The organism is Nocardia sp. NPDC004711, from assembly GCF_053601595.1.
The window spans coordinates 20,128-32,771 of sequence record NZ_JBSGCB010000037.1 but is presented as its reverse complement, the minus strand read 5'-3'; the positions used below and the strand labels follow the sequence as shown (position 1 = coordinate 32,771).

Sequence of the window (12,644 nt, the reverse complement as noted above, 5' to 3'; positions counted from 1 at the left end):
AATTCACGCCTCGGACGGGTCACCCAGCGGCCACCCGCCGGCCGCCAGCCGGGCCGCGACCCGGTTCACGTCGTCGGCGCCGGGCTTCTCGTGGGCGAGCTGCGCGATGGCGGTTTCGATGGCAGTCCGGTCCAGCACGCCGCCGGAGGCGAGCAATCCCTCGATGACCTCGTCGACTTCGCGGTCGGTGAGCTTGCGGTGCAGCACCGCGAACAGGGCCACGTAGTCCTCACGCGGGATGCCGTGCGGGTAGCCTGCGCGCAGCCAGGCCAGGACGGTGGCGAGGATCGAACGATTGGTCGTCATGGCTCACTTCTTCGGGGGTTTCGCGCCGAACAACTGGATGTCGAAGGTGTGGCTGATGAAATCCTTGGCGATATAGAGGATTCCGGCGGTGACCACGATCAGGGCGGCCGCGAAGCAGAGGTAGGCGATGGCGGTGACGACCACATTGCGGTTGGCGGTGGCCGGGCCGTCGGCGGCCGGTTCCAGGGCCCAGAGCCGGACGCCGATCCCGAAGATCACCGGCACTCCGACCCCGAGCACCAGCGCGATCAGCGTGACCTCGCCCAGGGACTTGGCGATGGCGTTGAAGGTGTGCATGCTCGCTCTCCTCAGGCCGCGGCGGTCTCGCGCGGCGGGGCCGACGGGGTGGCGCCGTCCGCCCAGTCGTCGTTGACATTGCTGGTGTCGATCGGATTGCGGCGCGAGCGCAGGTACATGTAGACCGACAAGGCGATCAGCACGGCCAGCACGATCAGGACACCGAGCAGGCCACCGCCGAGATCGGCGACCCACCAGCAGGCCGCGCCGACCAGACCGGCCAGCGGCAGGGTCAGCACCCAGGCCACGGCCATGCGGCCCATGACGCCCCAGCGCACCTCCGCGCCCGGCTTGCCCAGGCCGGTGCCCAGGATGGATCCGGTCGCGGTCTGGGTGGTCGACAGCGGCAGGCCGAACTGGGCCGAGGTGAGAATGATGGCCGCCGAGGAGGTTTCGGCCGCGAAGCCCTGCGGCGAATCGATCTCCACCAGGCCCTTGCCCAGGGTCCGGATGATGCGCCAGCCGCCCAGATAGGTACCCGCGGCGATCGCCAGGGCACAGCACACCTTCACCCACAGCGGGATGTCGTCGGCATTGGTGTAGGTGCCGCGGGCTACCAGGGCCATGAAGATGACGCCCATGGTCTTCTGGGCGTCATTGGTGCCGTGGGCCAGCGAGACCAGGGACGCGGAACCGATTTGGCCCCAGCGGAATGCGGTGCTCACCCGGTCCTGGCGAGAGTGGCGGGTCAGCCAGTAGACGGCGTAGGTGCCCAGTCCGGCCACCAGTGCGGCGACGAACGGGGCCAGCAGGGCCGGAAGGATGATCTTGTTGATCAGGCCGGTCTTCTGATCCCCGGTCCAGATCACGCCGCTCGCGCCCAGCGCGGCGACCGCGGCCCCGATCAGGCCACCGAAGAGGGCATGGGAGGAACTCGACGGAATTCCGACCAGCCAGGTGAACAGATTCCACAGAATTCCGCCGACCAGGCCCGCGAAAACTATGTGCAGCAAGGCCATACCGTGGATACCGCCGATATTCAGCAGCCCACCCGAGACCGTCTTGGCGACCTCCACCGACAGGAACGCTCCGACCAGGTTGAGCACGGCCGAAAGGGCCACTGCCACCCGGGGAGCGAGCGCGCCGGTCGCGATGGAGGTCGCCATCGCATTCGCCGTGTCGTGAAACCCGTTGGTGAAATCGAACGCCAACGCGGTAACCACCACGATCAAGAGAACCAGTAGCTCAGCGCTCACAACTTCAGTGTCACAACGGAATACCGCGCGCAGAATGGCTACACGCCGCTGTTCACTCGAAATTCAATCGGATAGCCCCGGGACGGTCGCCCGGGGTTGTCCGGCCTCTCACATGCCCTGGCAGCAGCCGGGCATGAGCGTGCACATCCAGTTGCACAGCATCTGCAGCGGGTTGATTCGCGATCACCTCCTCCCGGAGGATTTCGGAGTCGAGAGGGCCGGAGGTCGGCGGACTACGCCGTCAGTGAAATGAGCGCGCAGCGGCGGTGTTTCGCGGTGAGAATGAGGCGGGCCGCTGGGGCCCGAGGTTCGGGAGGGTGTTGATGGACGAGGTGCTGCTCACGCCGCCGGATGCCGCCGAGGTGCGGTTCCTGGCGCGGGGTGTGGTCAGTGCGGTGGCGGCGGAGGTGGGGCTGACGCCGTTGCAGGAGTTGCTGGTTCCGGCCTTGTTCCTGTCGATGACCGGGCATCCGGTGGAACTGGCCGAGGTGCGCCCGATCGGGGCGGCGGAGTTCGCGGACGGTATGGCGCGGCGCAATCGGGTGTTCCGGGAACGCGTCGTGCAGACCATGTTGCTCGCGGCGCTGGTGGTGCGGCCGCTGCCCGCGGAGGTGGGAAACCGGTTGCGGGAGTTCGGCGATGCGCTCGGCGTCGACGACGACATGATCGCCGTCGCGCAGCGCTACGCCGAGGGCGCGGTGGATCTGGCCGCGGTCGACTTCACCCGCAACGGCTACCTGGGCAATACGAATACGCTGCGGCTGGACGCGCTGCACACCGAGGGTCTGGACAGCTCGTGGAGCGCGGTCACCGACGATCCGATGCTGGCCGGGCGCTGGGCCGAACTGTGGGATCTGCCCGTCGGCACGCTGGGACGCGGTGTCGCCGACTTCTACCGTGACCGGGGGTTCGTCACCCCCGGTCTGCCCGGTTCGGCGCCGCCGCTGCTGGCCCAGCACGACTGGGTGCACGTGCTCGCCGGATACGGGACCACCCTCGAGAACGAGATCGAGGTCTTCGCCTTCATGGCCCGCGCCAATGACGACCCGCGCGCGTTCAGCCTGCTGGCCATGGTGATCTCGCTGTTCGAGACCGGATACCTGCGCGCGGGCGCGGGCCTGTTCGAGGCCGACGAAGGCCACCTCAGCACGCACGGCATGGCCGAACGGCTCGGCGATGCCATGCGGCGCGGCGCGCTCACCCAGGGCAGCCACGACTTCCTAGACCTGGACTGGTTCTCGCTGGCCGACCGCCCGATCACGGTGGTGCGCAATGAGATCGGCCTGGTCCCCAAGGCCGGGTCGGCGCTCGCGGCGGGCTCGGCCGGACCGTGGCAGCCCGGCGGGATCACGCCGTACCAGCTGAACTCCTCGAAAAATGCCGCGGTGGCCTCGGGACGGCCCTACGTGCCCTGGCAACCCGACCCGTCGCGCGACTGACCGGCTGCGGCGAAAGTCAGGTCTGGAAGTCAGGTTTGCCGTACGAGGGTCGTGCCCGGTAGCCCGGGTGAGTGGTGCGAGCGCCTTGCGCACTGCTCACCCGGGCATGCTGATCCGTCGCTCCCCGAGGCGAGGGGTCAGCCCTGATCGAGCAGGCCGAGCATGCCGGAAACGGCTGCGGGCCAGGTGAATTCCTCGGCGCGGCTGCGGGCCGCGCGGCGGCGTTCGGCGGCCGGGCGGGACAGCACGTCGGTGACGGCTTCGGCGAAAGCACGCGGATGGTCTGCGGCCACCGCGCCGGCTTCGGCGGTGATGATGTCGGCCAGCGCTGAGGAGCGGCTGACCACGACCGGGGTGCCGGCGGCAAGGGCTTCCAGCGCGGCCAGGCCGAAGGTTTCGTGCGGGCCGGGGGCCAGCGAGACGTCGGCGGTGGCCAGCAGGGTGGCCAAAGCGGTTCTGTCGTCGATGAATCCGGCGAAGTGGACGGTGGGGCGGCCGTCCGGGAGCGGTGGGATGGTGCGGGCGCGGCGCTCGAGGGCGTCGCGGCGGGGGCCGTCGCCCGCGACGACCAGACGGGCGTCGAGGCCGCGGCGGCGCAGTGCGCTCACCGCGGCGATGCTGCGGTCGACCCGCTTCTCGACCGAGAGGCGGCCGCAATGCACCAGCAACGGGTAGTCGTCGGCGCCGAGATCGGTGCGCAGGCGGTGGTCGTGGCGGTCCGGCCGGAACATGTCCAGATCGACGCCGAGCGGGACGAGTTCGACGTTCTCGACATCGATGCGGTGGAACTCCTCGCGCGCGAACTGGGTGGTGCAGACGACGACGTCGTAGTCCTCGGCGGTACGGCGGTTGGCGGCGTCGGCGGCGCGGCGAGCGATCGGACCGGGCAAAATCTGGCCCAGCAACCGGTCGAGACGCTCATGGGAGATCATCACGCCCGCGATGTCGCGGCGGCGCGCCCACCGGCCGAAGCCACGCAGTGTCAACCGGTCCGACACCTCCAGCACATCGGGCCGCAGCCCGGCCAGGGTGTCGGCGACCCGGCGCGGGTCCGCTGCCCGGTAGCCGCCGGTCCACGGAATCTGCGGTGCGGGCACCGTGATCCGCAGTACCCCGGTCGGCAGCACCTCCTCGGACCGCTTCGGCCCCGGCACGACCAGCGCCACCTCGTGCCCGGCGGCCGCATATCCCTCACCCAGGTGATGCAACGCGGTGCGCAACCCACCCGACCGCGGACCATAGAAGTTCGCTAGCTGAACGATGCGCACGAGGCCGATCGTGCAGGGCAACGGGTTACCGTCGGCACCTCCGGCGCCAACACCACATGAACACCCGCGAAAGACCCAGCGAACCCGGCGTAGTCGGCACCCCGCACCCGCCCACCCGAACCTCACACCCCGAACCCCCACGGCCCGCACCACCAAGATCGGGAAGCCCGCAGCGCGCAATTCCGGGCAAATCTCCACCACACCGCATACCCATGCGCTCGGTAGTCAGGGCCCAGTGCGCGGCACTGCCGCTCGGCGGGCGACCGCTTCACCGGGCGGACCGTTCGCGGCGATCCGCCGGCGCCGTGCTGCACGGGTGCGCGACGCCGTAACCAGGTGCTGATCGTGAGCGAGTAGAACAGTTCGCTGATCTTGGTCAGCGGCGCGCTCGCCCGGTCGGCGGCGGCCGCGGCGCTACCGTTCACCGTCTTGACCTATCCCGCACGGCAATCCGGGGCGATCGGCTCCGGCGATCTGGTGCGCGTCGATCGCCCATGGCCTGGCAACCTCGCGCCGCTGCTGCGGGCGGCCCGCGGGTGTTGGTAGTGGCAGCAACTGGTCTGGCCGCTTGACCTGCTGGGTGGGTGGATTTAGCGTTCGGGGATGGCGTTCAAGCGGATCGATCGGCGGACGGTGCCGGACACTGTATTCGAGCAGCTCGTGGGCGAGGTGCTGGATGGGGAGTTGGCGCCGGGGGCGGCCCTGCCGGCGGAGCGTGCCCTGGCGGAGACCCTGGGGGTGTCGCGGCCTACGGTGCGGGAAGCGCTGCAGCGGTTGGCGCACACCGGGCTTGTCGAGGTGCGGCAGGGTGGGTCGACGACGGTGCAGGACTTCCGGCGGCACGCGGGGCTGGAGATGTTGCCGCGGTTGCTGATTCGGCAGGGGGAGCTGGACCACGCGGTGGTGCGGTCGATCCTGGAGACGCGGCGGGTGCTCGGGCGGGAGGTGGCGGGGCTGGCCGCCGAGCGCGCCGGGGACGGGCTGGCCGAGTCGCTGCACGCGGCGGTGGAAGCGCTTGCGGCGGAACACAATCCGGTGACACAGCAATTGTCCGCAGTCACCTTCTGGGATCACCTGGTCGATGGTGCGGATTCGATCGTGTACCGGCTGCTCTACAACGATCTGCGCGCGGTGTACGAACCCGCGGTCGAGGCGCTGGCGGTCGTGATGACCGGTGAGGTGGGCAGCATCGATCGCTACCGCGGGCTGGCCGAGGCGGTCATCGCGGGCGACGCCCAGGAGGCGCGGGCGGCGGCGGATGCCCTGCTGGCGATTGCGGCGGAGTCGTTCGAGGCATTTCTACGGCAGGCTCGACCCGGCACGTAGGAAGCCCCGCCCGCACCGGCCCCGGGTTGTAGGACGCTCGCCCGCACCAGGCCCGGCCCCCGGCGGATAAACCGCTGCCCGCAAAGGCCCGCCCCCAGCGGATAAACCGCCGCCTGCATCGGGCCCGCTCCCGGCGTATAGGCCGCCGCTCGCTCCGGGCCGCGCCCCGGCGATCGCTGGGCACAGCTGACAGATCCCGGCGACGGTCTTGTATTTCGACACTGGATGGATATATTGGTCTGACCACTTGGCCACCAGGCCAAGATCATCTGTCTGGACAAGGCGGTACGCGTATGACGCCCCCTCTGCAATCGCACCGCGAGGCTCGCGTGGCGCGGCCCGACGCGGTTGCCCCGGCCGCGCTGCTCGAGCGGGCGCGGGAAGTGCAGCCGGAGTGGGCTGCGCTGACGGTCGCCGAACGGGTCCAGGTGGTGGGGTCGCTGCCGCAGCTGCTGTTCGACCGGATGGATCGGATCGCGGAGGGGATCGTCGCCGAGAACGGCAAGCCGCTCGCCGAGGCGCTGGCGCACGAGGTCGTCCCGGCGATCGCCCTGGCTCGCCATCACCTCGACAGTGCCGTCGCCACCCTGGGCGCGACCCGGATCAGCTCGGCGACCGTGCCGCATCGGAAGGCGATTCGCACCCATCGGCCCTACGGGGTCGTGGTCGCCATCGCGCCGTGGAACTTGCCGTTCCTGATTCCGTTCAGTCAGGTGCTGCCCGCAGTGATCGCGGGAAATGCGGTGGTACTCAAGCCTTCCGAGCTCACACCGCGGGTGGCCGAGGCGCTGGTCGAGCTGATCTCCGACTGCGGTTTGCCCGCCGGGGTGCTGCAACTGGCGGTCGGGGACGGGGCGGTCGGCGCCGAGTTGATCGCCGGGCGGCCGGACAAGGTGCTGTTCACCGGTTCGGTGGCCACCGGGCGGACGGTGATGGCGGCGGCCGCGCGCTTCCCGATTCCGGTCGGGCTGGAACTGGGTGGGATCGACGCCGCGATCGTGCTCGACGATGCCGACCTGGAGTTCACCACCTCGGCGGTGGCCTGGGGCGCGAACTTCAATGGGGGACAGGCCTGTTGCTCGATCGAGCGGGTGCTGGTGCACGACTCGCTGCACGACGCGTTCCTGGCCCGGCTCGAGGACAAGGTGCGGCGCATCGACACCGGGCGAGATCTGGCGCCGGCCATCGATGAGCGCCAGCAGCGGGTGTGGGAGCGCCATCTCGCGGCGGCGCGGCAGGGCGGCGTGCAGGTGCGCGGCGGAGAACCGTTGCGGGACCGCCACCTCTCGCCCGCGCTGGTGAGTGGTGCGGATGTCACGACTGCCGAGGTGTGGCGGGAGGAGACTTTCGGGCCGGTGGCGGCGATCGCGCGGTTCGGCTCCGATGACGAGGCCGTGGCGCTGCACAATGCGACCGAGTACGGGCTCACCGCCAGCGTGTTCTCCGCCGATGTCGGACGCGCCCGCGCACTGGCGCAGCGGCTGCGGGCGGGCGCGGTGTCGATCAATGATGTTGCGGCGACCATGTATTCGACACCGGAGCTGCCGTGGGGCGGGGTCGGCAGGTCGGGCTTCGGCCGCTCGCACGGGGTCGATGCGCTGCTGGATGCGAGCTGGGTGCAGGTGGTGGATCTGCCGCGCGGTCCGGCGTTCGGGCCGAAGCGGCCCTGGTGGTATCCGTACGGGCCCGAACTCGAGGACGCCATGCGGGCGCTGGCCTCCGGCGCGGTCACGCCGCGGGCGGCGGCTCGGCTGCGAGGATACGGGCGGGCCGGTCACGTGCTGCTGGGCATGCTCAGCCGGCAGCCGAAACTCTGAAGGACGGGAATCGGTGAACAACCAAGTCATGACCGCCATCGCCCAGAATGCTCCGCGGCTGCGGGCGGGGGCCGATCACGTCGAATCATGGTTCGTGCGCGCCAATGACCCGCACTCGCCGCGCGCGGTGTGGATCAAGGCGACCGTGCTCACCGCGCGTGACGGGACAGCGCTGGCGCAGGCGTGGTGCAGCGTCTTCGACGGGCAGCGCACGCACGCGTGGTGTCTCGATATTCCCTTGGCCGCGGCACGATTCGAGGCGCACTCGATCGGGCAGGACATCACCGTCGGTCCGCTGACCCTGTCGTTGGCCGGGAACGGCGGTACGACCGGCGGCACATTGTCCGATGCCGCACAGACTGTCGCCTGGGAGCTGAGCTTCAGCACGGTGGCGGGTCTGGGTGCGCCGATGTCGCTGCTGCCCAGCGACCGGTTGCTCGACACTCCGGTGCCGAACAACAAACTGGTGACCCCGTTTCCGGTGCTGACCTGCACGGGCCGGCTGGAGTGGCAGGGCGAGCACTGGGACCTGAGCGGCTGGCACGGGATGCAGGGCCACAATTGGGGCCGCGAACACAGCCCCGAATACGCCTGGGGCCAGTGCGTTTTCACCGATGCCCGGGGCGGCGATCCCTTCGCCGTGATGGAGGCGGCTTCGGGCCGCACCCGCATCGCGGGCCGCACCTCGCCGCTGCTGTCCATGCTGGTCATCCGCCGCGGCGACGAGGAATTCCGGTTCGACCGGATCGTCGACCTGTGGCGGCAGCGCCCCCGGCTCGACTTCCCCACCTGGACCCTGCGCATGCGCGGCCGCCACGGCACCGCGGACCTGCGCATGCACGCCGAGCCCGCGCAGATGGTGTGCCTGGCCTACCGGAACCCGGCGCGCGACACCAGCTACTGCCTCAATTCCAAGACCGCCGCCGTCTCCGTGCACGTCGCCCCGATCAACGGCAATGCCTTCGAGCTGCGCAGCCCGCACGGCGGCGCGCTGGAATTCCTTGTCCCGCACCCGGTTGCGTCGGTGTCCCCGATCGCCTGAGAGAACCCGCTATGCCTTTGACCTTCTTCGAGACCATGCGCGGCGAGCTCTACGACGCCGACGGGCTGGCGCATCACGTGGCCATGGATCTGCGCTGCGAATCCGGGCACGCGCGCGGATTCGTCACCAATGGGCACGCCCGCATCACCGGCACTATCCGGGCCCTGCCGTGGGCCGACGGCGCGGCGGTGCTCGGCACCCTGATCGCGCTACCGGTGACCAAGCGCCTGATGAGCTACGAACTCGAGTTCCGCGACGACGACGGCCGCGCCTGGCATCTCAGTGGTCGCAAAGATGTGCGCTGGCTGCGCGGCGCACACGCCAGCTTGACCAACCTCGCCACCACCCTGTCGTGCGAGGGTGAGCAGGTCGCGCAGGGGCGAATGCAGTTCTTCGCCAACGACTATCCGAGTTTTCTGCGCTCGTTCCAGCCATGGGTGTCGCTGCGCGCCGACCTGCCCGAGGGTCGCCATCCGGAGGGGATGCTCGGCCCGGGACATCGCGAGACCCTCGCGGCGCTGGCCGAGGTGCTGATCGAGCCGGGCGGGTCGGTGCCGCCCGTCGGCACCGGCACCATCGACCGGGTCGACACCTATATCGGCAATATGACCCCGCTCATGCAATCCGGGCTGCGGGCGGCACTGCGCGGCCTCGATGCGGCGGCGCGCGCCAGGCACGGCAAACGCGCTGCGGCGCTGACGGTTCCGCAACGCCGCGCCCTGGTGGAGGAGGCCCGGCGCGCCAGCGCCCTACGGCACGCGGTCGATGCCGTCGAGACTCCGTTGCGGATCGCGCATTTCGGTGACCGCCGCTATCTGGATGCGATCGGCGCGCCACGTTACGACGAGCCCGTGCTCGAGCAGCGGCCGGGCTGGATGGCCAATGTCACCACCCCGACCGAGCTGTCGCGGCGGGAGACGATCGACTGCGATGTCGTGGTGATCGGCACCGGCGCGGGCGGGGCGGCCGCGGCCGCCCGGCTCACCGAGCACGGCCTCGGCGTGGTGATGGTCGAGGAGGGCGACTACGCCGGTCGCGCACAGTTCCGCGGGGATCTGGGGGAACGCACCCAGAAGTATTGGCGCGATGGCGGATACAACCTGGCACTCGGCAATACGGTCCTCGGCGTCAGCACGGGCCGGCTGGTGGGCGGGACGACCGCCATCAATTCCGGCACCGCCTTCCCCACCCCGGACGCGGTGCTGCGGGAATGGCTGGACCTGGGCTTCCCCGGCGACTTCACCCCCGAGGCGTTCGCGCCCTACCTGGACGAGGTCGCCGCCGAACTGGGTATCGGCCCCGCCGATCCCCGCTATCTGGGCCGGGTCGCGCAGATCATCGGCGCGGGCGCGGACGCCCTGGGCGCGGCGCACGGGCCGCTGCCGCGCAATGCGGTGGGCTGCGACGGGCAGGGCCAGTGCGTGCACGGCTGCCCGACCGAGGCCAAACGCTCGAGCAATGTCAGCTGGGTGCCGCGGGCGTTGAAGGGCGGTGCGCAGCTGTTCACGAATCTGACCGTCACCCGAATCCTGTTGTCGGGCAGCCGCGCCACCGGTGTGCTCGCCGAGGGCCAGGACGCGCACGGCGCGCCGCGGACGGTGGAGATCCGCGCCCGCGCGGTGGTGATCGCGGCCGGCACCCTCATGACGCCACTGCTGCTGCGCCGCAACGGCCTGACCCTGCCCGCGCTGGGACGCCACCTGTCGGTGCATCCGTCCCTGGGTGCGGTGGCCATGATGCCGACGCCCGGAACGCCGTGGTCGGGGATCCCGCAGGGCTATCAGGTGGAAGGACTGGGCGATCCGCTGGTCACCTTCGAAGGCGTGGCCATCCCACCGCAGTTCGCGGCCGGCACATTGCCGTTCCACGGTGCGCGGCTCACCGAATGGATGAACCGCTGGACCCACACCGAGCAGTTCGGCGCGATGGTGCGTGACACCGGCACCGGCAGCGTGCATCACGGTCCGGGCGGGCGGACCCTGATCCGCTATCACCTGACCCCGCGCGTCCAGGCCGCGTTGCAGCACGCGTGTGCGAGCCTGGCCGAGCTGTTCCTGCGCGGTGGGGCGCAGGCGGTGGCGTTGCCGATCGCGGGGACCCCGCCGATCCGCACCCTCGATCAGGCCCGCACGGTCGCCGAGATCCGGTTGAGTCCGCGGCAATTCCGCATGATGGGCCCGCACCCGCTGGGCACCGCCCGGATGGGCCCCGATGCCCGGACAGCGGTGGTGGATTTCGGCCATCGGGTATTCGGCACGAATGGTCTGTATGTCGCCGACGGTTCGGTCGTCCCGACGTCGCTGGGGGTCAATCCGCAGGTCACCATCATGGCCTTCGCGCTCCGCGCCGCCGATCTGATTGCAGCCGACCTCAATTGACCGGATTCGCCCCGTCACCCCTCTGGCGCACCACCTGTGATCTTGGTACAGATTGGTGTAAGCACAAAGGGGTGATCCGGATCATTCCGGAGGATGGGGACGAATCAATGGGTGCCAGAGCCGAACTGGAACGGGAACTGGGTGGGTCGCTGGCCGCGCTGGATCTGCTGACCGAGGCCGAGACCGCCGATCTGCTGGCGATCTTCCAGCAGGCACAGCGCACCGAGAACATCGCCATGGTCGAGGCCGTCGACAAGACCGTCGGCGCGCTGCCGTGGCCGTTGCGCACGGCCGCCAAGAAGATCATGTTCGGCAACAAGCTCGGGTAGGGGCGATGAGTGACCTGGTCACCCGCGCGCAGATCACCCTGCTGTCGCGGACGCTGCACGTCTCCGAGGACAAGCTCGCCCATCTGGAGAAGCTCGGCGCCGCCAACCTGCACGAACTGCAGGAACGCATGGCGCAGGTGATGTTCGCCGAGCACAATGCGATCTTCTCGCGGTTGTCGCTGCTGGTGCCGATCATCCCGCTGAGCATCTCGCTGCCGCTGGTGCAGAAGCTGGTGCCGCCGGTGATGGCCGGTCGCGCCGCCGGTGCGATCGGGGTGGATCACCCCCGGAAGGCCGCGGAGGCGGTCGGCATGCTCGACCCGGGCTATGCGGCCGAGGCCGCGCCCTACATGGATCCGCACAGCGTCGGGCAGCTGGCCGATATCGCGCCGGCCAGGCCGGTCATGCGGATCATCAACGAGCTGCTGCGCCGCGGGGACTACATCACGGCGGGACCGTTCCTGGCCTATGCGACACCGGATCTGGTGCACGCGGTCGAGCGCGACGTGCACGACGACGAGGGCCTGATCCGGTCGGCGTCGTACTCGTTCTCCGGTGAGAACATCAGCGTGATCATCCGGCACCTGCTGACCGGCGAGGCGCGGCGGGTTCCGAAGCTGGCCCGCACCATCCTGCAGGGCGCCAAGGAGTTGCGGCTGGCGGCGCTGTCGGTGTTCGCGCGCTGCGACACCGATGTGATCGTGGCGATCGGCGACATCCTCTTCGATGTGGGGTCAGCCGACGAGATCGCCGATCTGATCGAGACCTTCATTTCCGCCGGGGCGGTCCCCGAGACGCTGCGCTTCGCCGGACAGCTGAGCCCCGCGGCGCTGGACCTGCTCGCGGCCAATCCGATTCTGGCCGAACCGGAGTCCGTCGACGCCGTCGCGGGCGCGGCCGACGGCAGCAGCGAGGCCGCGGTCTGGCGGGGTCTGCTGGAGCTGGCCGAGCGCACCGAGCCGGGCATCGCGCGCCGGATCGGCGGGGCCATCTCGCATTTCGACACGGCGACGCTGACCGGGCTCCCGGGGCTGGCGGCGACCGCGCACCTGTGGCCGCCGCTGCTGAAGGTCCTCGCCACCGCCGAGCCGGATGCGCAGTCACGGATCGGGGAACTGTGGTCGCCGCTGCCGGCCTTGGAGCGCAACGAGATCGAGCAGCGCATCGCCGATCTCGGCCTGGGCGAGCAGTTGACGACACTGATCGCAACATTGCAGCTCACGCAATAGTGTCGCCGACGCTGCGG

At 70.0% G+C, this 12,644-nt stretch carries 11 protein-coding genes; 7 read left to right on the top strand and 4 right to left on the bottom strand.

Translation table 11 applies throughout. The features are described from left to right. Positions 1–3: 3 nt before the first annotated feature. From ACWEKS_RS32085 to ACWEKS_RS32075, 3 genes are read right to left on the bottom strand one after another with little or no spacing between them, the layout of a single operon-like run. Positions 4–306: a DUF3349 domain-containing protein gene (locus ACWEKS_RS32085; protein WP_452343552.1), complete on the bottom strand. Its 303-nt coding sequence runs from the start codon at positions 304–306 to the stop codon at positions 4–6. 3 nt (positions 307–309) lie between these two features. Then, the gene (locus tag ACWEKS_RS32080) at positions 310–603 is read right to left on the bottom strand and encodes a hypothetical protein (protein WP_452343551.1); all 294 of its coding nucleotides are present in this window, start codon (positions 601–603) and stop codon (positions 310–312) included. An 11-nt stretch (positions 604–614) separates the two neighbouring features. Next, the gene (locus tag ACWEKS_RS32075) at positions 615–1,799 is read right to left on the bottom strand and encodes an anion permease (RefSeq protein ID WP_452343550.1); all 1,185 of its coding nucleotides are present in this window, start codon (positions 1,797–1,799) and stop codon (positions 615–617) included. Between the two features lie 323 nt (positions 1,800–2,122). Between ACWEKS_RS32075 and ACWEKS_RS32070 the strand changes: the two genes are divergently transcribed. Beyond that, the gene (locus ACWEKS_RS32070) at positions 2,123–3,238 is read left to right on the top strand and encodes a hypothetical protein (protein ID WP_452343549.1); all 1,116 of its coding nucleotides are present in this window, start codon (positions 2,123–2,125) and stop codon (positions 3,236–3,238) included. Between the two features lie 137 nt (positions 3,239–3,375). On the opposite strand, the gene ACWEKS_RS32065 is transcribed toward ACWEKS_RS32070, so the two are convergent. Next, positions 3,376–4,506 carry a glycosyltransferase gene (locus tag ACWEKS_RS32065; RefSeq protein WP_452343548.1) on the bottom strand — a complete coding sequence of 377 codons (1,131 nt, stop codon included), beginning with the start codon at positions 4,504–4,506 and terminating at the stop codon, positions 3,376–3,378. Between the two features lie 603 nt (positions 4,507–5,109). Between ACWEKS_RS32065 and ACWEKS_RS32060 the strand changes: the two genes are divergently transcribed. From ACWEKS_RS32060 to ACWEKS_RS32035, 6 genes are all read left to right on the top strand, one after another. Next, on the top strand, positions 5,110–5,832 hold the full coding sequence (locus ACWEKS_RS32060) for a FadR/GntR family transcriptional regulator (RefSeq protein WP_452343547.1): 723 nt from the start codon (positions 5,110–5,112) through the stop codon (positions 5,830–5,832). Positions 5,833–6,125: 293 nt separating this feature from the next. Next, a complete protein-coding gene (locus tag ACWEKS_RS32055) occupies positions 6,126–7,649 on the top strand; it encodes an aldehyde dehydrogenase family protein (RefSeq protein ID WP_452343546.1) in 1,524 nt (507 codons plus the stop codon). A 13-nt stretch (positions 7,650–7,662) separates the two neighbouring features. Continuing rightward, positions 7,663–8,691 (top strand): hypothetical protein, encoded by a 1,029-nt coding sequence (locus tag ACWEKS_RS32050; RefSeq protein ID WP_452343545.1) that lies wholly within the window; start codon positions 7,663–7,665, stop codon positions 8,689–8,691. An 11-nt stretch (positions 8,692–8,702) separates the two neighbouring features. Further along, positions 8,703–11,069 (top strand): GMC family oxidoreductase N-terminal domain-containing protein, encoded by a 2,367-nt coding sequence (locus ACWEKS_RS32045; RefSeq protein WP_452343544.1) that lies wholly within the window; start codon positions 8,703–8,705, stop codon positions 11,067–11,069. 107 nt (positions 11,070–11,176) lie between these two features. Further along, a complete protein-coding gene (locus tag ACWEKS_RS32040; protein WP_357005732.1) occupies positions 11,177–11,398 on the top strand; it encodes a hypothetical protein in 222 nt (73 codons plus the stop codon). A gap of 5 nt (positions 11,399–11,403) precedes the next feature. Then, the gene (locus ACWEKS_RS32035; RefSeq protein ID WP_452343543.1) at positions 11,404–12,627 is read left to right on the top strand and encodes a hypothetical protein; all 1,224 of its coding nucleotides are present in this window, start codon (positions 11,404–11,406) and stop codon (positions 12,625–12,627) included. Positions 12,628–12,644 lie beyond the last annotated feature (17 nt).

Coding starts and splice junctions, on each gene's coding strand:
- ACWEKS_RS32085 (WP_452343552.1), bottom strand. CDS start 306: ATGACGACCAATCGTTCGATCCTCGCCACCGTCCTGGCCTGGCTGCGC.
- ACWEKS_RS32080 (WP_452343551.1), bottom strand. CDS start 603: ATGCACACCTTCAACGCCATCGCCAAGTCCCTGGGCGAGGTCACGCTG.
- ACWEKS_RS32070 (WP_452343549.1), top strand. CDS start 2,123: ATGGACGAGGTGCTGCTCACGCCGCCGGATGCCGCCGAGGTGCGGTTC.
- ACWEKS_RS32060 (WP_452343547.1), top strand. CDS start 5,110: ATGGCGTTCAAGCGGATCGATCGGCGGACGGTGCCGGACACTGTATTC.
- ACWEKS_RS32055 (WP_452343546.1), top strand. CDS start 6,126: ATGACGCCCCCTCTGCAATCGCACCGCGAGGCTCGCGTGGCGCGGCCC.
- ACWEKS_RS32045 (WP_452343544.1), top strand. CDS start 8,703: ATGCCTTTGACCTTCTTCGAGACCATGCGCGGCGAGCTCTACGACGCC.
- ACWEKS_RS32040 (WP_357005732.1), top strand. CDS start 11,177: ATGGGTGCCAGAGCCGAACTGGAACGGGAACTGGGTGGGTCGCTGGCC.
- ACWEKS_RS32035 (WP_452343543.1), top strand. CDS start 11,404: ATGAGTGACCTGGTCACCCGCGCGCAGATCACCCTGCTGTCGCGGACG.